Here is an 18,983-nt window from a genome sequence, read left to right on the forward strand (position 1 = left end):
TGCACGCATCATGCACCTGCATGAAAAGCGGTGCATAAAGCGGGCAGGCGTGGCGGGGATAGCATTGCGCGCTGAGATATCAAGCCCCCAACTAAATGGCGACTTGACATGTTTATAATTTAGCTGATCATCACTGATAGGTTTTTTAAGTATGTCTATTTCTCAAGCGACCTAAACTCAGCCGACATACAGTAAAAATTTTGAAATCACATTTTTAAACTTCTATTAGAGTTGGTGAATTTCTCACCAACTCTATATTTTCTGTTATCTATTTCAGCGTCAATACCTTTTGTAGTGACAATAATTTGATGTCTAATTCCTTCAAACTCATCTGAAATTTCTTTGATGGTTCTTTGTATGCCTTTAGAACGAACATCTTCCATCCCACCATTTTCAATTCCATCTAGTATTAATAAGCGAGGTAATCTAACAGTTTTGTCAGTCAGGCTTAGTTTAAGTAAGGAGATATGTAGGGCGTTATTAAGGTAGTACATCGAACTTTCGGAAAAAGAAACTTTGTTATTGATGATAATTCTGTTTGAGGCTAAATCAAATTCTATACTAACGATATTACTGAACTCTGCTTTATCGTGTGGATCTTCAATGTTTTCAATATCCTTTTTAAGTATATCAACCATATATCCCGTTATTTTTTCTTGAATTTTTGGCATCTTAAGCAATAGCAACGCTTCTTTTTTATCAATTTCCGACTCAAGGTAATTGACTCTGTCCTGTAAAGAGTTTCGAAGTTCCTTTAATTTGTTTATTTGCAAGTAAATTTTACTAAGTTGAGATAGGCCGTTTATTTTTTCCTCTAGTTCGCCTACTTCTCTGTAAGCATCATATAATTTGCTATCATTTTCTGAATTGAAAGAGTTGCTTACTATAGAGATTTTATTTATTTTTTTACGCAAGGTTTTTTTTGTTTCTTTTATTTCAAGGATGGTTTTTTCTTTCTCTTTTTCATGTTTTTCTAGGATGCCTTTCGATTCTCTTAGTTGAATAGAAATCTCATTTTTCATACGCGCATAATTCATGTCTTTTGAATTGGCTGCGTTATGGGTTCCGCATAAAAAACAATTACTTTCATCAGAGGCAGGTTTTAATAATGAAAAGCATGAAGGGCAAGCATCAAAATCTTTAAATTTATAATCCTTCCCAAATTTAATTGAATCCTCAATTGCTAATATTTTTTGATTTAATTCTTCAATAAAACTTGTTGAGTCACTTATATTATAATTGAGTTGATTTAGACTAACCTCAAGGAAAAGTAAGTCTTTTTTTAATTTGACGATTTCATTTGGGCTTATTGCTTGAGTTTCATCCTTAAAGTTAATTGATAAATTAATGGTTTTCTTTTCTTCGATGGCATTAACTAAGAGATCAATTCTTAATTGTAGTTGTTCAATATGCTCCTCAGTATTTGAGTAACTAAAATCAGTGTCGCTACCATCCACTAATAGATATAAGCCTTTTAGCTCTGAAATAGTTTTTGTCAATTCTTTATCTTTTTTTATAAGTTCTAATTTATTACTGTATAAGTTATCATCATAAAGGCCCAGTAGATAGTTGCTCACAAACTCGCGTTTGATGGCTGAATCAAATGGCTCATCATTAAATATGCTTGTGGCTGGGCTGGATTGATTATTGTATATGAGCCTCAATATTTGATGCATAGTTAAATTATTTATGCCGTCTGATTTGGCTTCAGGGATGTTTAATATTTCAAATAATTTTTGTGAAAAACTTTCTCTTGAAGGGGAAATGCTGTAAGGATAGTTAAACCAACCCGCTTTACCATTTTTTAGGCTTTCAGAATAATCTCCAAAAAAGAAATTCATACTTGCTGAGCTTTCTTTTATTTCTCTGCCGATTGTAATTGTGGATTCGTTAGCATAAATTTCAGCTATAACATAGTCACAACTTCCTGCCTCTTCTTTCCAATTATAGACGGTTGCGCCTAAAACATAAGCGAGAAGCTGGATTACTGAGGTTTTACCGCTACCATTCGAACCGTGAATTACATTCAAACCATTATGGAACTCCATAAAAAGAACTTCCACTGAATTTTTAAAAGCACGGAGGGTCTTTATGTTCAAGGTTGGGTTATAAGATATCATATTTAAAGCTCATTAATTTACTTGCGGCTTTAAGCCCATTTTTTCCAAAGTAAGGCATAAGCTCAAGATGGTTTTTGATAAAATCGATTGCCTCGATATTAATACTGCTAAAATGATCCAGATTAACTTCTTTAAAAAGCTCTACATTTATTTTATATTTATCGCTGTCTTCTTTTATTAATATGTCTGTTGAGGCTAAGCTGCAAATTGATGCTCTTTGAACCCCTTCCATTTGATTAAATAATGAGCGTGCATCAAAGTTATTGTAAGGGTTTATAAGTTTTTTGAACTTTAATTTTTCACTTAATAACTCACGACTTAACGAAAGGTAAGATATGTAAAATGGAAAAGCAATAATGAAGTCATATACTCTTAATTTATCGATTGAAATAAAAATTTCATTAGTGTTTGCTAACCAGTAGTACATTCTTAAAGTTGTGTGATTAATATCAAAGGCCTTGTTATATAATATCATTTCTCCCACTCCAAATGACAGTTTCCTGTTAAGAAGAAAACCATACCTCGAAGTTGCCTATTATATATCTCTAAGGAATTAACTCCAAGCTTTGCACTTAACTTTTCTTCTATTTCAATGTGTATTATTTTAAGTAATTCCTCTTGTGTGATTTGGGATAAGACTTGAGGTTTAATGGTGAACTGAAAAATAGAATGAACATCTGAAAGCAAGTAAACGATAATTTTTTGAGCAGATTTGTAGTGTTGATGTTTTATTATCATCTTGGCTACTAACTCTTTTAATTCTTGCCCTTCTTTGATTAAAAATGCGTAGCCTGATGATGCAAGTTTCTCTCCTAATTCTCTGATTTCGCTTTTCTTGGAATTATAGTGATTTAATTCATCTATTAAATCAGAGCAAGTTTGATTTCTTTTAAGCTCCTCCTCATACTCCTCTTGAAGGAGGATTAGTTGTGTAGGAGACGGAAGGTTAGTTATTTGGTCGCCACCGACATAGTCCCCGCGAATAAAAACATGCTTTAAGCGGTTAAAAACACCCATTTAGGCTACCTACTTTTTACTGTCACGACCAGTATAGTCACCTCCAATATCAACATTTTTGAGTTTGTTTTTGACACCTCCTTTAAAGATGATTTTTGAACAAATTTTCCATGCTGGCGCTGCGAGAATTGCTGCTAACAAACATGCGCCAATTACTATTGTTGAAGTATCAAATCCCATTTAAGTCACCCTTAGTTATTATTTAGGTTAGTATGTGTGATTTTGCACCATTGCAATGCAACCTAAAGCAATAAGATACCTCTTAGAAATCTTTACTGCTAGAGTTTTATAAAGAATTTCTTAAGTTTTTATGGGTAATCGCAAAAAGCAGTAGGGGTCATTTTGGTGGTCGTTTTGAATTTAAGGTATTCATTTTTTGTTGTAAAACAGGTTTTTATCTATTTATTGCTAGTCCGGCCTTCGCACCAGCAAGAGATACGAAAAGGTTCGGGATAATCCGTAACATCCTAAAATTAAAGCCGAAAGGCTTTTTTTTTGGTCTAAATTTTTCCGGGCACATCCGCTGAAATACAGCATAGTTGAGGGTAATATAGGGGGGCACTTCGATAAATTTTTAGCCCCCAAATCATGCCTATAACTGACGTTGCGGCCCGTACCATAAAGCCTTGCAAAAAAAGAATACAAGCTCTTAGTTGGTCATAAGAATCCTTACATAGTAAACCAAGCACTTATAGACGTTGGTATCTTATGGAAACTGCAGTCTTGACTAATTGATGTCTCTGGATTTAATGCATTACTTATTCGAATATGATCAAAACCATCATATTAAAAGCGATATAATTCAGGGGGGCCGAATCAGTTTCAATCAGCAAAGTGACCCATCGAGCTACTCTGGCGTTGTACTTTTCACTTATACGTCTTTGGAGTGTTGAAGTCCGCAGGGGATGCTTATTTACCAGATTGGCACTTAAACTCAGCATGTATAGGTTAAACCATTACAGTGAATTATTTATTGCTAACTGTAAAAATTGCGATTTGAAAAAACATTTTGGACTTTCGCCGCGAAGCGCTGAGAAAATGAAAGATTAAAACACTGCTTTCAATGCTTACCGTTTATATTGTTGCACTATCTTATCAAGCTCACAGCGTGTTTTGGAAAATCAAGTAATTAGCCGAAGTAAAGATCCGGCTTTCTTTAGCTCTCATTTTTTCATCAAACGTTAAGAGCGAAAAACTATCAATACTGTTTTGAGTGTAATCAACCATGGCACTCAAACGAAACATAATGCCAAGGTTTTGACTAGGGCGTAAAATGCTTTAGTTGAGAAAAAACTTTGCTCTCACGATACAGTTGCTAAATACTAGTAAGCTAGGAAGAAAGTAATGGAAGGCATGCTGCGTATGTTCATCAAGCTGAGCATTTTGAAGAGTGCCGCCTTATGGTAAAATCTAGGATTTCTTATTTATCTCGAAAATTAAGTGAGAATATTTCATCAATCAGATTCTCTGGACGATAATTTTTTCTGCTGAGGAGTTATATATGAAGTTTTTTTTGGTTTTTATCCAATCCATATTGGCAATTTATTTAGCGGGGGAGCTGGCAAGGCAAAACACCAAAGTTGATGCTTTTATTTATCAGATTGAGAATAACTATGATACATGGAATGAGCGTATCAGAAATCTTGATGTAAAAAAAGCCACTATCGTTCTAAAGAAAATATATGCTGTTATTTCTATTGTTATAACAATTTCTTTTTTGTTTTCTTCTCATTTTCTTTCAGAGTATAAAATACTGAACGGTTATCTCTCCATAGCATCAATATTTTTTATATTCCTTTGGGTAACATTGCAATGGTATACAGAAGATAAAGGAGTTTCAGAATTTAAGTATCAATTCTTTATTTTCATAATATCTCCTTTAGTTATGGCGGCTTTTGATTTTTTTACAGGATCAAAATTTGTGTGGGAGATGGCTAGGATTTATTACACTATAGCTTATCAGTTTGGATTCAATCCTCCCCTTATAGATGATCCGATTTTTCTTGGTTTGATAATGGCTGCATTTGGTTTTGTCATGATTGTTTTACAATATTTTTATACAGCTATAATTTCTTATCCGGTTGCAATATTTTCAATAGCTATCGTTGCTACTCCGATCTACTTTGCACGAATTGTGCACGGTTTTAATCCTAATAATTCGTTTTCCGGCTTTGCGTTAATAATTTCCTTTGTGATTTCAATTGCTTTAGCATTTATTTGAAATCCTTATGTTTTTATCCAATTAAATATTTTTCAAATGTAATGAGCCTTTATGTTATTTGGAGTGATTTATTAAAACTAAATTGTCCATTGTTTTCGTAATGAACTCCAAAAAAAATAAAAATTTATATAATGTGTCCGATGTGATATCGATGATTGGTTCTATTCGCTATTCGTGGTTGCTATGGACCATTATGCTGCATATCCGCCGTGAAGAATTTTACCCTATGTTTGACGGACAGTGTAATGGAAAAGGCATTGCTGCTGAAGAACATCGAGCTGCATCGACCTCCGCTAACAGGTGTTGAATGAAGCTTTACCGCCAGCCCGTGCACCGCTAGAAGATGGCTGAATTAATTCGGGTGCACAGCATGCAAAGCTTCAGTAGGGCAGCCAGAATTGATGCACTGCCTCTACCGAAAAATTGCGGCACACACTAAATCGAGTGGCTATATGTCAGAGCTGGTGAAAGAGCATTACTGTTCTCCATGTTCTCATCCTTGAAGCCCAGCATTTCAATACCTGACTTAAAAACTTATCACTGGCTTAAAAATTATTCCGCTTTGATACAAAGTTAACGCGTCAGTGGCAAGCTTCTTAATCGAATTGAACCTTCCTTGTCTGATCATCCTCGAAGATTATCGTCAACTTATGCATGATGATGTGGAAGATTAGCTGGCGCACAGACCACCTTCCGTTTGAAGGATCAATAGGCGTTAAGGCGGTGTTTTACCTTGGTCATGGAGCCACGTGCCACGAAAAATCATGAGATATCGAAATGCCTTGTATCTCTGGTCATTTGTCCCAACAACTGATGACCTTGCTCTGATACGCGGTAACGTGGTCTCGATGAACTTTCGTTATAAACAGCATCGACCATCCCCTCATTCATCAGGTTGGTTACTATGTTCGCGACATTGCTAAACCCTGGAATACCCCTTGTAGCAAGAGTGCGATCCAGTATCATCCATGTCCAGTCTATGTCTTTTTCTGCCATGATTTTCAATACATTAAATTCGGTATTCGTTATCTTCATTTCAGTGCATCCGGGTGGAATAAATCACCGTCTTTAAGTTTAAAATCTTCCAGCGTTGCCGTATGGGCATTGTTCCACATATCATAACCTGCAACACCGTCTGGTTCACCTGCTTCCCATCCCAGGTTACAGTAACGCTGATATTCCCGACATTCATGAGTGTAGTAGTTCAAATCCACTTGCTCAGGAGGCATTTCTCCTTTTGCGATGTTTTTCAGCCTGCCTATCATTACGTCATTTGCCGGGTCGTGGTCGAAACGAGATATATGTTTCTCAACGGTTGCGATCCCTTCATGAGTTATATTAACGCCATCCGTTGTCAGGTTTTCAATCGGCCCTCCAGCTTTTTCAGGATCAAAATCTCTTCCTGAGGCTGCTCCTCTGGCCCCAAAATGCTCAAGTTCCTCTATTTCAGGAAAACGCATTCTTCCCATTGTCAGCCCGGCGGCAAGAGATGCACCTGCAATCAGCAGGCCTTTGTTATCCATTACCTGATTGTAACCCGCTGGCGCATCCCCGCCGAGTTGCTCTGCTGTCTTCCTGAATCCATCTATGTTGCCGTTATAAACGCCTCCCGCGGCCAAAAGCCTGCCCGCTGATTTGCTGTTGATGGTTTTTGCTGCTTGAGCATGTTGCACGGGCGCTGACGTGTGAACGTAGTACACCGGGCGTTTTAGTTGCTTTGATATGAGATAGCTGAGGTGGGAGTGAAGGAACAAGGGCAGATCATTTCTAAGGTTGCCGGAGGGGGTCAGTACACCCACTAAGGCATTGCCGCTCATGTTTGTTTTCAGCAGGACAACTTTTCCGGATTTGATGTCGTCCAGTGTGTCACGGTATGACATCCAGGGGCGTTGCCAGTGAAACTGATGATACCGGCTGACAAAATGGCTGTAGCCCTGGGGTAAATTCCATTCCTGGATGTTCCGGTTTGGCAGGGTGGTATCCGCTAGATCTCGTGCCGCATAGTCCGGGTGGATTATGTGGGGAATGTCCTCAAGATAGATATTGTCCAGTGACTTTGCCTGATAGTGATGAAGCATAATGTCCCTTTAGCGCCATCGTCGCGCATCGATTTTAAACTGACCGATGTTGAACAAAATTTAAGCCTACCCCTTAGCCTAAGAAAGGGGAAGTTTTGGGTGATCGCTAAGCGACACAAAACTAATTTCATTGAGATTCAGCAAACATTACTCTATACACCACAAGTAAAATTACCTAATGGGCTAATGTCTTATGGAACAATTGAGGTGGTTTTAAATGGAAGCAAAACGTGTCCCGGCGGGGTTTAGAATCCTTATTGCAGTCTCCTTGTTTGTCATTACTTTTCTTATTGCAAGGCCATCAGATCCCTCGACAGAGGGAGAGCAGCAGTTTTGGACAGCGTCAGCAAAGCTATTCAATCAACGTGATATTGAGGGTTTTGTAGGGGTGGCGCTATTAGTCATCTGTACAGTGGTAACGCTCATCGGTTATCAAATCATCGTCAGAGTGATCGAGAAGAGAGTTAATAAGAGATGATTTTTCTGATGAGTAAAACCATCATGGTAACCAGCACACTGTTTTTATCACGAATAACTTTATTTTCATCCTTGAACTGGGCTCATGTAGCAACATTTTGCTTTATCAGAAAATCGTAACAGGGAAGGAGCGGTAAACATGAAAAAACAGAATGTGGCTGGGAGCTATATTTCTCTTAACGGGATGCCCTGGGCCGGGCGATCGAATGGTGGAGCGTGAATCTGCGACGGCATTTCTGAAAGATAATCAGGTTTGTGTCGTGTCGCCACTGGCACCACCAGAAAGGATCACTGCCATTCAAATCAACAGCGAAAAAAGCGACTCCCTCCATAAGATTTTTGATGAAAAGCCTGTTTATGTTCCAAAAGGTGAGTGCCTGCCTCTATTCGGCTTTAAGTTCACAGCGGGAGAACGTTACTACTTCGCTTATAATGTTCAGTCTGATAAATCAGGATCGCATTTAGTCACCGCTGAATTTTCTTATCCAAAAGAATAAGGCGCTACAGATACTACATCGCTCCACGCTTATCTCGAAAAGCTGGGATACGTGAAGCAAAAACGCAGTCTGGGGGAGAAGGAAATATGGGCGAAGCCCGATCAGCTGGATGGGGATCTGTTCTATCTTTACTTTAATCCCATAACCCACGAGATTGAGCTGACCAGGGTTCTGAATAATTGAGACGCCTGAACGGAAAATTGTTGTGGCGATGCCGGCCTCTGTCGCTGGTCATCGCGCTGCTGCTCACAGGATGCGCCCGCTCTGATGCGCTGTGGACGGTCACACATGACCTCTGCATGAATAACTACCACTACCGTCACGATCCGGCACCCTGCCAGCAAATCTATCTACCGCAGGACAACACTCAGGGCTACAGCATCATTCAGAATCCCCGTCACAGGCTGCACTTTATTCTGGTGCCCACGGTGGCGATGTCAGGCATCGAGAGCATTGCGCTGTCGCGGCCCGGACGTCCCGATTATTTCGGCTACGCCTGGTTAATGCGTTATCGTCTGATGGCGGCCTATGGTGCTACAGTGCCTGAGGATCGGCTCGGCATGGCGCTCAATTCCGCTTATGGCCGCAGCCAGAATCAACTGCATATTCATCTGACCTGCCTGCGGGAGGATGTTTATCGTCAGCTTCAGGCCGAGCGCCCCTTTATTCATGATGACTGGCGACCCTTACCCGATCGTTTGCTGAATCACACCTACTATGCCCGTCGCGTCATGCAGCCGACGGCGATGGGGATCTATCCTGTCTCCTCCGTGGCACGCCATTTCCATCTCTCCTCGCCACAGCTGGCGGAGTCTGGCGTGGCGCTCATCCCGACGACGTTCTCGGGAGAAAAAGGGTTTATCCTGCTAACCACCCGGCGCGGCTGGGATAAGGGCAATCGGGCGTCCGTTGAGTCGCTACTGGATAAACGCTGCGCTATTCTTTCAGCGCCGCCCGCTGACGTTTCAGCCGCAGAGTAACGAAACCTCATCCCAGCCATCCACCACAAAACCCTTACCGGTACAGCGCCGCTTTCCCCACTGAACTGAACAGCGCCATCTTCGCCGCGACGACTTCACCCGCCGCCTGCATCGGTTTTACAAACAGCGCATTGGGTTCGTGTCCGCCCTGTTTCAGCTCCTGCTCCAGCGCCACGAAAAACGCCTTCTTCATATCGCTGGAGATGTTGATCTTACCGACGCCATAACGTATCGACTCCGCCACCTCGCTGTCTTTATTCCCCGAACCGCCATGCAGCACCAGCGGGATATCCACCACCTTCCGGATCTGCTGCAGACGCTCGATATCCAGCTTCGGCTGCTTCCCTTTGGGGTAGAGACCGTGCGAAGTGCCGATAGCGACCGCCAGCGTGTCGGTGCCGGTCTCGCGCACAAAGGTCTCAGCCTGCTGCGGATCGGTATAGAGAATCTCATTACTGCCGCCTTCGCCGCTGCCTTCTGCCACCCCGATGGTGCCCAGCTCCGCTTCCACGGAGACATTCACCGCGTGGGCGATCTCCACAATCTTCTTCGTCAGCGCAATGTTCTGCTCAAAAGGGTGAGAGGAGGCATCCATCATCACCGAGGTAAAACCGGCGTAAATCGCTTTCATCACCTCTTCCAGCGTGCGGCCATGGTCCAGATGGATCACCACCGGCACCCGCGCCTGAATCGCCAGCGTCCGCAGATAGCCGATGAACTCCGGGCCGGTAAACGCCATCTCATCAGGGTGGATCTCCAGAATCAGCGGTGAATCCAGTCGCTCGGCCGTCTCAACCGCCACGCGTCCAAACTCAGCGCTGGCGATGTTAAACGCGCCCACGCCAAACTGATGCTGCCGGGCCACGCTGAGCAGGTCTTTCATGTTGTAAAGCATAGGTTTTATCCTTGTTTTGCAGGAAGAGAGATATCTTTTTTCAGGAACAACAGAATCAGCGCCGTCAGCAGACTGCCTGCGGCAATCGCAAACAGATAACCCATGACGTTGCTGATCACGTTAGGAATGAAGATGACGAAGATGCCGCCATGTGGAGCGCGGGACGCGCAGCCCAGCATCATCGACAGCGCACCCGCTAAGCCGGAGCCCGCGACAATCGCCGGGATGACGCGCAGCGGATCGGCGACCGCGTACGGGATCGCGCCTTCGGTAATGAAGGAGAGGCCGAGGATATAGGTTACCTTGCCGGTTTCCCGCTCCTGCTCAGTAAACTTGCGGCGGAAGAGGGTGGTCGCCAGCGCGATGCCCAGCGGCGGCACCATGCCCGCCGCCATACAGGCGGCAATCGGGCCATAAATGCCGCTCGACATCAGGCCAATCGCAAACATACAGACGGTTTTGTTCAGCGGGCCGCCCATGTCAAAGGCCACCATCATGCCGAACAGCAGGCCCAGAATGGCCGCATTGGTGTTACCCAGCGAACTGAGGAAGGCGGTCAGCCAGCCAAGCAGCATCTTGATCGGCTCACCAATCAGCAGCACCATCAGTGCGCCGGTCAGCAGCACGCTCAGCAGCGGCACGATTAAAATGGGCTTCAGCCCGGCGACCGCTTTGGGCAGGTGGATATGATTGTTGATGAGCAGCGTGATATAGCCCGCCAGGAAGCCAGCAATCAGCGCACCGAGAAAGCCGGAGCCGGTGTGGATCGCCATCATCCCGCCCACGGCCCCCGCCACGATGCCCGCTTTACCGCTAATCGACTGGCTAATGCCCAGCGCAAGAATCGGCAGCATCAGGGCAAAGGCGGAGCCGCCACCGATGTCAGAGAGCATCTTCGCTATCGGGCTGAAATGTGCGTCCCCTGGTGTGGCCGCCGTAATCCCGAAGGAAAAACTCAGCGCGATCAGAATGCCGCCCGCTACCACAAACGGGATCATCAGGTTCACACCGGTGATGAGGTGGACATAAATCTCCGACGCCCAGGAGCGGGAAGCCGACGCCTCTCTGACCGCAGAAGCCGGTTCAGTAGCGCCGGTCAGTGACGCAGATTCGACCAGCTTCGGTGCCAGCTCGCCATTCACGATGGCGCTTAACAGACCTTCCGCATCTTTCGCCGCACGAGTGACGGGCACTTCAATCACGTTTTTATGCTGAAAGCGTGCCATCTCAACTTTTTTATCTGCGGCGATCAACACGACGTCAGCCTGATGAATATCGTCGTCGCTGAGAATATATTCGCTTTCTATGGCACCCTGGGTTTCCACTAATACATTCAGCCCCAGTTTTTTCGCCGCTTTTTTTAAATTACTTTCGGCAAGGTAGGTGTGGGCAACACCTGTAGGACAGGCGGTAATGGCAATAATGTTCATAAACGTTCTCCGGTAAAAGGAAACGATTTTATTTTTATCTTTTTAACGACGGATGGATGGCGACTGTCTGAAAACCTCCTTACTGTTTTATTTTGTCAGTATCTCCCTGTTATTCAGGCTCCCGAGCGGGACAGGAGTAAATGAAACATCTCTTCACGATGTTCTGTATTCAGTAATTGTGCAACCACCTCTTCATCACCGAGGGCAATGGATATTCTCGCGAGCATTTTTATATGGCCGACATCTTTATCGGACTCTTTAACCGCGAAGAGGATCACCAGCCGTACTCGGGTGCCGTCGATGGTCTCCCAGGGAATATCCTGGCGCAGGCGTCCGACGGCAATCCGGGTTTTAACGACGGCAGCAGATTTACCGTGCGGAATGGCAATATGATTTTCAAATCCGGTTGAGCCTAACTCCTCGCGCAGATAAACATCTCTCAGAAAAGCGGCTTTATCCGTGACCGCTCCTGTCTGGCAGAGCAGGTCGGTCAGCTGAGAAATAATCTGCTCTTTGGTCTGGCAATCGACATCGAGAATAATGCACTCTTCTTTAAGCACTTCATTAATCGCCACGGCTGTCGTCATTTTATTTCTCCATCATTAATTAATTGAGTTCGAGACCAGACATTCGGTAACCCTGGCGATATCTTTCGCCGAAAAGAGGGCGGAGACATACACCACCGGCTTTTCCAGCGGTTCCAGCCGGATAGTCGATATCACCACGTCGCACGCCTGTCGCTTCAGGGAGTCCGCGATGTTTTTACCGGGCACAATGTCGATAATCTGCCAGTCAGGAAAGGCGCGCAGGATGCGCCCGTAAAGCAGCTGCGAGGTGCCCAGGCCGCTGGAGCAGACCAGCAGCACCCGCTTTACCTTAATGCTGTTTTCGATGGCCGCCTGAATATGCACGGTCAGATAGGCCACCTCATCGTCACTGATTTCATCCAGCTGATACTCCTGCGTCAGCTCCCGGATCACCGCTTTGACGGCGGCGAACACGGTGCCCAGTTCGGTCTGGATATCGTGCAGCAGCGGATTTTTAATCCGGATGTGATATCTGAGGCGGTTCAGCATCGGCTTGATGTGTGAAGTCAGCGAAGCCTGCAGCTTCGGATCGGTGGTGATGGCGATGTTGATCCGCTGCGCCACCCGGTCGATCAGCGCCGCCGCAAAGCGGGTTTCCCGTTCTGAAATCAGCGCGTCATCGTGCAGATCGGCATCGCCGCCCGCTTTACCGGACGACACCAGATACTGATAGATGGAGTGCGCCTCCTCTGCGACCAGTAGCGTGTTGTAAGCCGTCTCGATGCGCTCTATGACCGCCAGTGAAACCTGCCAGGCGTGCGGATCGCTGACCCGGTTCATGACCACGGCGCGGGCGTCCGGGCTGTGCATCGGCGAGTGGCTGCGGTGAATCAGCACCAGAACGTGGGTGAACAGATTAATGTAGTAAGGATCGCTTATCGTATAGTGCAGCTGCTGTTCAATAAAATTGATGAGCTGCAGGGTGAAATGGACAGCCTGCTGACCAAACTTCTCTGAAAGCTCCTGCAGTGTGCTTTCATCCAGGCGGCTCTCCATCATGTCCTGACGGTTGTAGATCGATTTTAAGACCAGCGCTTTCATCGCCAGGCGAATATTCTGGTCACTGCCTTTAATGCTGGTGCCGGTGCGACTTTTTAATAAGGTTAAATTAAACTGATGTAACCAGGTGTCTAATGTTTTTAAATCATTCACTATTGATGCGCGGCTGATAAAATATTTATCGGCCAGCTCACTGATTGACGAACTTCGGGGTGAGAGCATTAACAGATCGGAGGCTATTTTCAGCATCCTGACGTTACTGCTGAAATCATCCACCTCTGCAGAAAAAATCCGTCGGGCCGCTATTTCGGATGTGGCGTCAGCAAATTTAATTGTGATGCCTCTCCCACTTTTACCGCTCAGTGTGATCCCCTGGTCTGCGAGTTTTTCATTAATATCGGCAATGTCGCGGCGTAACGTTCTTGGCATGATGGCCGTTTTTTCTGAAATAGCGCGCAGGCTCACATAACTGTTATGAGAAATAAGCTGTCGCATAATGGTCAGTTGCCGTTCTGTCAGCGCCTTCATCATCTTCAGGTTCCGCTTAATCAGTTATTCGCCTTTGGGAGTTATCATCTAAGCAAAGGCACCAGACCCTGTAAATATTAAAACATGGCCACAACCCGGGGGGCTGGCTGACCACCTGACAGCGGGTTCTGGAATAACAGAGACGGGATGAACGGTCAGGGAGAAGGCTGATTGGGTGTGATGGTCATTGTGATGGCGACGGACAGCTATGCGGCAGGTGGCACACCAGCGAAAGCATCAGCCTCTGAATACGGGAGCGTTTTTATCTGCTCTCATCAGTTGCCTGATGCCGGACGTTGATGCTTCAGGCAACCTCAGAGGTGGGGCATGCCTCTCAGTTGTGTCAGGCATTGAAATCAGAAAACGACAGAAAAAATCACTCTTCCGCCTGGTTGATAAAGAATAGGGTAGAGAAAAAGCAGGGGGAAATTATTTATGGCTCTGCATGGAAAGTTTGTGCATAGGGTCTCTTACGTAATGCAACTTTGAGAATGCAAAAGAGAGAGGGTTGTTGTATGAAGGAGCTAATGGTTTATGAAAATATTAAGGTCATTGCTCATGGCAAAGCGTGCCTTTAATATTTTTATCAGGATAGCGTTGTTTACTGTAATTATGCTGCTTGTCGCTAAAGCGGTTCCCTATGAGGGGGGAGTGAACGCTTTAACAGCATCATTTGATTTTCATAACGCTCAGGTTTTGACCCGTTTTATTCTGGGTGAGCCTGACCCGGAGGTCTGGGAATCATTAAGGGACTACATCAGCATTTTAGTTAATACCCTGATCAGCGTGCCTGTTATGAGTGTGCTCACCACTTTCTTCAACGGCGTTACGCGAAGGATAAGGCCAGGTTATCTTGCTAAAGAGTGGGCTTTCTCAACGTTGCGTCGGTTGGGGAAAATCTTTTTGTTCACATTTCTCTTTTGGGTGCTTTTTCGAACGCTGCCTTATTCATCTTTTTTTCCGGATGAACGGGATTTTTCATCATTAAATCTCGCAGAGTTGCTGGTATCAAATCTGTTATTAACGATTACCTGTTATTATGTTGTCAGGAAGAAAATAAAATTGAAGAGGAGAGGATAAAATGCCTGTTCCAGCCTGTTTGCAGGCATTAAGCGTAACGGCGAATTGAGTCAGCAAAAGCCAAGCAGAGTCCTGTGACGGGTTGGGCACAAAAAAAGCCCGGCATCCGCCGGGCCCGATAACATCTTTACGCCATCTTCAGCCGCTGCAGTCGCTTCTCGCGGCGAATCTTGCGCTCCTCCATCACGGCGACCATCGCCATCAGACAGATACAGGCGATAGCGGCGGTATCCAGTGCGGCAAAGGTACCTGCCCAGCCGGTCAGGCCGAAGATCGGGGTGCCGTCTGCGATCATGCCCAGGCCCAGCTTGGCAAAGCTGTCGCCAATCAGGTAGGCGAAGGCCAGATCGGATAACCAGCCCTAAAGCAATGTCACCACCAGCGCGCCTGCTTCAAACAGGGTAAAGCCCTGTATCGAAAATTCTTTTGAGAACTTCAGCTCCTGAAAGGCATAAACCGTTGACCCCTGATCGATGCCGATACTCACCACTTAAAGAAAGATGTTGGCGAAGCAGAGCAGCCTGATCACATTATTCTATAGCACATAAAAAACAAAAATCTGCTAACTTTTTAAGATTATTTCATATAAATAAATTTTAGGCATGAGGCTGAAAATACAATACGCCAGTAGTAATCTTCGAATTGCAAAATGAAAGATCAATGTGTTAGTGATTAAACCAAGGGCGACGTGTTTTAATGTATACCGGGTATAGTCTGAAGGTATCATTATTGTATTGATCCCTGACACATTTTAGCTCGTAAAATCCCCAGTAGTCAGCATTAGAGAAATAGACAGTATATTTATCGCTATTGAAACCGAAATAATGCTCATCATTTCTTTTTATTTTCAAAGTTCCACACATGACTTCATCACGCCATTCAAATCGAGTAGCATGGTCCAGAACCGACGCAAGAATGTTTGAACTCCAATGAGGAATCGCAACCATCATAAATGTGGCGGACAGTAATAAAGCAAGTAAAGTTGCGCTCTGATACCCCTGAGTTTTATCTGTTTGGGTAATGAATATCCCATAACTTATTGGTTGGAGTAACAATGTAAGGGTCATAATTGAAAAGACAAACTTCCAGGCAAACTCTGTGTATGGAACAGACGAAATGTCTAACGCACTTATTTGGGTGAAGTAGCTGGATGCCAGAGAGTTTGTAAAAATAAAAAATATAGGTAACAAAAACCAAAGTACTAATCGACCTTTTCGGATATGAATGTTGCCACTTTGCTCTAAATCATAAAATGTCAGGATGCTAGCAATGATAGTTAATAGAATGAAAGCCAAAAGGAAAAGACGACCTGTAATCAAGAAGCCAAATGGAAGTATCATGTAGCCTAATGAGAAGGAAATCCAGGATGAAAGAGTAAATATTCCTGCAATTTTTTTTAATTTGCGGTCTTGGTATTGAAATATAAAAAAATTACAAATATCAAGCGCTCGCTGAGGTAGAAAGATAACAGATGAGATCACGACTACTATGCCAATTGAACCCACGATTTCTCTTATTGCCTGACGGTGTCCTGAAAAGCCGATGACTGACATAAACGTCAAAAGAAAAATCAGATCTAACCTATTTTTCCTACTAATGTCCTTTAACTTCATAAATATTGCCATGCTACGTCCCTAATATGTTACTGGCTTAAATAAAATCTGTATTCCTTTCTGATGGTATATTAAGTTCATGTTTCTGCTGCGAAAAGTAAAGGAAAAATTTTGCACATTCGCTAAATACAAGAGGCGAAATTGATTTATATAAGAAGTTATATCAAGGCGACTTACAACTATTAATTAAGGGCTGTGTATTCAGCCCTTTCAGCGATCAATGCAGACAGCACTGCTTATATTTTTTGCCGCTGCCGCACGGGCAGGGATCGTTGCGGCCGGGCTGCTTATCGACGGTCACCGGCTGTTGCGGCACCGGCACCGCCTCGGGCTGCGAGATCCAGTGATCGTGCAGCGCCAGCGCAGCGGGGCGGATAGCTTCGATGCTGGCTTCCATCTCTTCCGGTGTCATGGCGTCGAGCTTTTCGAGGTTCTCTTCGGTGCCATGCAGGGCGATAGCGTCCAGCACAGGCTGAAGATCCGCGGGCAGCGCCGACCAGTCGGTCAGTGCGACGCCACGCATATAGCCGAAGCACCACTCTTCCACCACGGTAAACTCCAGTCCTTCCATCTCACGGATGCCAAACAGCGGTTCGAACTGCTCCGGGAATTCCGCTAAGCGGTCTGCCACGTCATTCATATGCTGGAAGCAAAGCGACATAAAGCGCGTCATTTCGCGCTCGTTGCTCCATTTCGGAATCTGTTTCTCGCCACCCCACAGGGCCACCAGCCACTGGCTGGGTTCCACGGTTACGGGACCGGAGAGGATCGCCGTCAGCAGACCATCGAGTTCGGAGACATCGAGAATCGACGCTTCGCTGCCATACTTTTCCAGCATATCTTCCAGCCATTGCAGCTCTTTTTCGGTCAGTGGGCCTTCTTTCATGCGGTTGCCTCCCGGGCATATCTCAATTTCAGCGCGGCGTTGAGCCTTAAAACCGCAGCAGTGTACACCCTTGCGGGCAGCAACACAGCTAACGCTGTCCGGCATCAGCAGGGTTAACCTGCGTTTAACCCCCTTTTTACCCCATTATGCAGGCGATAGCCCGCCGCACTTTATGGTACCTTTTTGCGCTACGGCCAGCCTGCTGCGCGATAACTCTACTTAACTGAATGATTACTTTATGAAAAAGGAATTTTCTGGCAGCCGGATCGCTGCGCTCTGCCTCAGACGGCTGGCTCAGGTCGCTCAGCGGATCGGCAGACCCTGCGGGATCCCGGCGGCGATCGTTCTGCTGACCGGCTGTGGCACCCTGTCGCAAACCTCCGCCCCGGTCAGCGATCGTGTCTACCTGACGCATGCCACCTTCAACGAAAATGTCGATGACATCGTGCAGCACTACATGCAGCAGAAGCAGGTTCCCGGCATCAGCATTGCCGTCATCCATCATGACGAGCCAACGCACTACTATTCATTTGGCGTCACCGACCGGGTGCATCGCTATCCGGTGACCCCGGACACCCTGTTTGCGCTGGGATCGCTGAGTAAGGGCGTGACGGCCGAGGTGATAATCCAGCTGGTGGATCAGGATAAACTGCACTGGAGCGACACGCTGGCCGATCTGCTGCCCGCGGGCGTGCCGCTGAGTCGTGACGCACGCCGCATCACGCTGCTGCAGCTGGTGACGCATACCTCCGGTCTGCCGCGGCAGGACATGGATCTGCCGATGCTGCACCAGTTCATCCGCTATCTCGGCACGGGCGAGAACTTCTACGGCAATCTGGATAGCGATAGCGTGCTGAGTTACCTGGCGGATTTCTCTGCTCCGGCGGTTCGCAGGCCGTGCTACTCCAATCTCGGCTATGCGCTGCTGGGCTTCATTCTGCGCGAGCGCTTTCATCAGGATATCCAGACGCTGGCGTCCCGGCTTATCTTCGCCCCGTTAAAGATGGATCAGAGCAGTTTTGAGCCGGAAACGCTGGTGGGCTATCCGTGGCGCGCGCTGGGCCACGCCGGCGATCAGCCGAAATTTATCCGCCGTGGGACGCTGACGCCTGACTGGCATTTTCACGGCAACATGGTGGCGGCGGCCAGCCTTTACAGCAGCGCGCGCGATCTGAGTCGCTATCTGCGCGCGCACCTTACGGCCACCGGTGATGCAGAACGGGACAGGGCGTTTGCGGCGGTGAACCGTGCCTGGTACCGGCAGGGCGCACAGACGCAGAATATCGCCTGGATCACCGAGACAACAGAAGGGCAGCCGATCACCTATCAGGTGGGCTACATCGGCGGCTACGCGAGTTTTATCGGCTACGATAAAGGTCACGGTAACGCGATTGTGGTGCTGCAGAACGGTTTTAACTGGAGTAACTATTTAGGCATTGCGCTGTTGGTCGATCTGGCAACTCAGGATAAAGTGGTCGCACAGCGATCCGTTACCGCTGGCCAGGGCGCCATAAAGTGAATTGCGCTGTGTTGCCTGGCACATAGCGTCATCGCGCCGGAACTGAAGTGCGATAA

At 45.8% G+C, this 18,983-nt stretch carries 18 protein-coding genes and 1 pseudogene; 6 read left to right on the forward strand and 13 right to left on the reverse strand.

Going from position 1 to position 18,983, the window contains the following annotated elements; translation table 11 throughout:
* Nucleotides 1-206: 206 nt before the first annotated feature.
* The 4 genes from AC6I7A_RS02520 to AC6I7A_RS02535 are packed head-to-tail and all read right to left on the reverse strand — an operon-like array spanning nt 207 to nt 3,317.
* The gene (locus AC6I7A_RS02520) at nt 207-2,120 is read right to left on the reverse strand and encodes an AAA family ATPase (protein ID WP_498004332.1); all 1,914 of its coding nucleotides are present in this window, start codon (nt 2,118-2,120) and stop codon (nt 207-209) included.
* Nucleotides 2,107-2,595 carry an ABC-three component system middle component 5 gene (locus AC6I7A_RS02525; protein WP_058957584.1) on the reverse strand — a complete coding sequence of 163 codons (489 nt, stop codon included), beginning with the start codon at nt 2,593-2,595 and terminating at the stop codon, nt 2,107-2,109. Before AC6I7A_RS02525 ends, AC6I7A_RS02520 begins: the two co-directional genes overlap by 14 nt.
* Nucleotides 2,592-3,137 carry an ABC-three component system protein gene (locus tag AC6I7A_RS02530; protein ID WP_058957583.1) on the reverse strand — a complete coding sequence of 182 codons (546 nt, stop codon included), beginning with the start codon at nt 3,135-3,137 and terminating at the stop codon, nt 2,592-2,594. The genes AC6I7A_RS02525 and AC6I7A_RS02530 overlap by 4 nt, the downstream gene beginning before the upstream one ends.
* 9 nt (nt 3,138-3,146) lie before the next feature.
* Entirely contained in the window at nt 3,147-3,317 is a 171-nt protein-coding gene (locus AC6I7A_RS02535; protein WP_195910810.1) for a hypothetical protein, read from the reverse strand.
* Nucleotides 3,318-4,638: 1,321 nt separating this feature from the next.
* On the opposite strand from AC6I7A_RS02535, the gene AC6I7A_RS02540 reads away from it, so the two are divergent.
* The gene (locus AC6I7A_RS02540) at nt 4,639-5,358 is read left to right on the forward strand and encodes a hypothetical protein (protein ID WP_498004335.1); all 720 of its coding nucleotides are present in this window, start codon (nt 4,639-4,641) and stop codon (nt 5,356-5,358) included.
* Between the two features lie 762 nt (nt 5,359-6,120).
* Here the strand turns inward: AC6I7A_RS02540 and AC6I7A_RS02545 are convergent.
* Together AC6I7A_RS02545 and AC6I7A_RS02550 are read right to left on the reverse strand one after the other, a co-directional pair.
* Nucleotides 6,121-6,393 (reverse strand): hypothetical protein, encoded by a 273-nt coding sequence (locus AC6I7A_RS02545; protein WP_058958248.1) that lies wholly within the window; start codon nt 6,391-6,393, stop codon nt 6,121-6,123.
* Entirely contained in the window at nt 6,390-7,436 is a 1,047-nt protein-coding gene (locus tag AC6I7A_RS02550; protein WP_058958249.1) for a hypothetical protein, read from the reverse strand. The genes AC6I7A_RS02545 and AC6I7A_RS02550 overlap by 4 nt, the downstream gene beginning before the upstream one ends.
* A gap of 217 nt (nt 7,437-7,653) precedes the next feature.
* Here AC6I7A_RS02550 and AC6I7A_RS02555 point away from each other — a divergent pair, with 217 nt between their 5' ends.
* From AC6I7A_RS02555 to AC6I7A_RS02565, 3 genes are all read left to right on the forward strand, one after another.
* Entirely contained in the window at nt 7,654-7,914 is a 261-nt protein-coding gene (locus tag AC6I7A_RS02555) for a hypothetical protein (RefSeq protein ID WP_058958250.1), read from the forward strand.
* A 151-nt stretch (nt 7,915-8,065) separates the two neighbouring features.
* Complete coding sequence (locus AC6I7A_RS02560; RefSeq protein ID WP_058958251.1) at nt 8,066-8,410, forward strand: putative T6SS immunity periplasmic lipoprotein; 345 nt, start codon at nt 8,066-8,068, stop codon at nt 8,408-8,410.
* 179 nt (nt 8,411-8,589) lie between these two features.
* Nucleotides 8,590-9,390: a CDP-diacylglycerol diphosphatase gene (locus AC6I7A_RS02565; RefSeq protein WP_058958252.1), complete on the forward strand. Its 801-nt coding sequence runs from the start codon at nt 8,590-8,592 to the stop codon at nt 9,388-9,390.
* A gap of 34 nt (nt 9,391-9,424) precedes the next feature.
* Here AC6I7A_RS02565 and AC6I7A_RS02570 read toward each other — a convergent pair whose 3' ends face one another.
* From AC6I7A_RS02570 to AC6I7A_RS02585, 4 genes are all read right to left on the reverse strand, one after another.
* On the reverse strand, nt 9,425-10,285 hold the full coding sequence (locus AC6I7A_RS02570; protein ID WP_009092306.1) for a ketose-bisphosphate aldolase: 861 nt from the start codon (nt 10,283-10,285) through the stop codon (nt 9,425-9,427).
* Nucleotides 10,286-10,290: 5 nt separating this feature from the next.
* Complete coding sequence (locus tag AC6I7A_RS02575; protein WP_058958253.1) at nt 10,291-11,715, reverse strand: fructose-specific PTS transporter subunit EIIC; 1,425 nt, start codon at nt 11,713-11,715, stop codon at nt 10,291-10,293.
* A gap of 113 nt (nt 11,716-11,828) precedes the next feature.
* Nucleotides 11,829-12,302, reverse strand: a complete 474-nt coding sequence (locus AC6I7A_RS02580) for a PTS sugar transporter subunit IIA (protein WP_058958254.1) — start codon at nt 12,300-12,302, stop codon at nt 11,829-11,831.
* A gap of 15 nt (nt 12,303-12,317) precedes the next feature.
* Nucleotides 12,318-13,832 (reverse strand): PRD domain-containing protein, encoded by a 1,515-nt coding sequence (locus AC6I7A_RS02585; protein ID WP_058958255.1) that lies wholly within the window; start codon nt 13,830-13,832, stop codon nt 12,318-12,320.
* Between the two features lie 555 nt (nt 13,833-14,387).
* On the opposite strand from AC6I7A_RS02585, the gene AC6I7A_RS02590 reads away from it, so the two are divergent.
* Nucleotides 14,388-14,909, forward strand: coding sequence for a hypothetical protein (locus AC6I7A_RS02590; protein ID WP_058958271.1), 522 nt, complete (start codon nt 14,388-14,390; stop codon nt 14,907-14,909).
* A 127-nt stretch (nt 14,910-15,036) separates the two neighbouring features.
* On the opposite strand, the pseudogene uhpT reads toward AC6I7A_RS02590, so the two are convergent.
* The 3 genes and pseudogenes from uhpT to AC6I7A_RS02605 all read right to left on the reverse strand — a co-directional run.
* Nucleotides 15,037-15,471, reverse strand: a pseudogene (gene uhpT / locus AC6I7A_RS02595) (hexose-6-phosphate:phosphate antiporter); the annotation flags it as partial.
* 103 nt (nt 15,472-15,574) lie between these two features.
* Nucleotides 15,575-16,534 (reverse strand): hypothetical protein, encoded by a 960-nt coding sequence (locus tag AC6I7A_RS02600; protein WP_153009230.1) that lies wholly within the window; start codon nt 16,532-16,534, stop codon nt 15,575-15,577.
* Nucleotides 16,535-16,739: 205 nt separating this feature from the next.
* Nucleotides 16,740-17,408 carry a YecA/YgfB family protein gene (locus tag AC6I7A_RS02605; RefSeq protein ID WP_058958257.1) on the reverse strand — a complete coding sequence of 223 codons (669 nt, stop codon included), beginning with the start codon at nt 17,406-17,408 and terminating at the stop codon, nt 16,740-16,742.
* A 238-nt stretch (nt 17,409-17,646) separates the two neighbouring features.
* Between AC6I7A_RS02605 and AC6I7A_RS02610 the strand changes: the two genes are divergently transcribed.
* A complete protein-coding gene (locus AC6I7A_RS02610) occupies nt 17,647-18,927 on the forward strand; it encodes a serine hydrolase domain-containing protein (protein ID WP_058958258.1) in 1,281 nt (426 codons plus the stop codon).
* The last annotated feature ends 56 nt before the right edge of the window (nt 18,928-18,983 follow it).

It is taken from the genome of Type-F symbiont of Plautia stali, assembly GCF_059731105.1.

What these genes read in the sequence shown, in the direction of transcription:
- AC6I7A_RS02550 (WP_058958249.1), bottom strand. Translation starts at nt 7,436, where the DNA reads ATGCTTCATCACTATCAGGCAAAGTCACTGGACAATATCTATCTTGAG.
- AC6I7A_RS02605 (WP_058958257.1), bottom strand. Translation starts at nt 17,408, where the DNA reads ATGAAAGAAGGCCCACTGACCGAAAAAGAGCTGCAATGGCTGGAAGAT.
- AC6I7A_RS02575 (WP_058958253.1), bottom strand. Translation starts at nt 11,715, where the DNA reads ATGAACATTATTGCCATTACCGCCTGTCCTACAGGTGTTGCCCACACC.
- AC6I7A_RS02580 (WP_058958254.1), bottom strand. Translation starts at nt 12,302, where the DNA reads ATGACGACAGCCGTGGCGATTAATGAAGTGCTTAAAGAAGAGTGCATT.
- AC6I7A_RS02560 (WP_058958251.1), top strand. Translation starts at nt 8,066, where the DNA reads ATGTGGCTGGGAGCTATATTTCTCTTAACGGGATGCCCTGGGCCGGGC.
- AC6I7A_RS02600 (WP_153009230.1), bottom strand. Translation starts at nt 16,534, where the DNA reads ATGGCAATATTTATGAAGTTAAAGGACATTAGTAGGAAAAATAGGTTA.
- AC6I7A_RS02585 (WP_058958255.1), bottom strand. Translation starts at nt 13,832, where the DNA reads ATGATGAAGGCGCTGACAGAACGGCAACTGACCATTATGCGACAGCTT.
- AC6I7A_RS02570 (WP_009092306.1), bottom strand. Translation starts at nt 10,285, where the DNA reads ATGCTTTACAACATGAAAGACCTGCTCAGCGTGGCCCGGCAGCATCAG.
- AC6I7A_RS02590 (WP_058958271.1), top strand. Translation starts at nt 14,388, where the DNA reads ATGGCAAAGCGTGCCTTTAATATTTTTATCAGGATAGCGTTGTTTACT.
- AC6I7A_RS02610 (WP_058958258.1), top strand. Translation starts at nt 17,647, where the DNA reads ATGAAAAAGGAATTTTCTGGCAGCCGGATCGCTGCGCTCTGCCTCAGA.
- AC6I7A_RS02520 (WP_498004332.1), bottom strand. Translation starts at nt 2,120, where the DNA reads ATGATATCTTATAACCCAACCTTGAACATAAAGACCCTCCGTGCTTTT.
- AC6I7A_RS02535 (WP_195910810.1), bottom strand. Translation starts at nt 3,317, where the DNA reads ATGGGATTTGATACTTCAACAATAGTAATTGGCGCATGTTTGTTAGCA.
- AC6I7A_RS02555 (WP_058958250.1), top strand. Translation starts at nt 7,654, where the DNA reads ATGGAAGCAAAACGTGTCCCGGCGGGGTTTAGAATCCTTATTGCAGTC.
- AC6I7A_RS02540 (WP_498004335.1), top strand. Translation starts at nt 4,639, where the DNA reads ATGAAGTTTTTTTTGGTTTTTATCCAATCCATATTGGCAATTTATTTA.
- AC6I7A_RS02530 (WP_058957583.1), bottom strand. Translation starts at nt 3,137, where the DNA reads ATGGGTGTTTTTAACCGCTTAAAGCATGTTTTTATTCGCGGGGACTAT.
- AC6I7A_RS02545 (WP_058958248.1), bottom strand. Translation starts at nt 6,393, where the DNA reads ATGAAGATAACGAATACCGAATTTAATGTATTGAAAATCATGGCAGAA.
- AC6I7A_RS02525 (WP_058957584.1), bottom strand. Translation starts at nt 2,595, where the DNA reads ATGATATTATATAACAAGGCCTTTGATATTAATCACACAACTTTAAGA.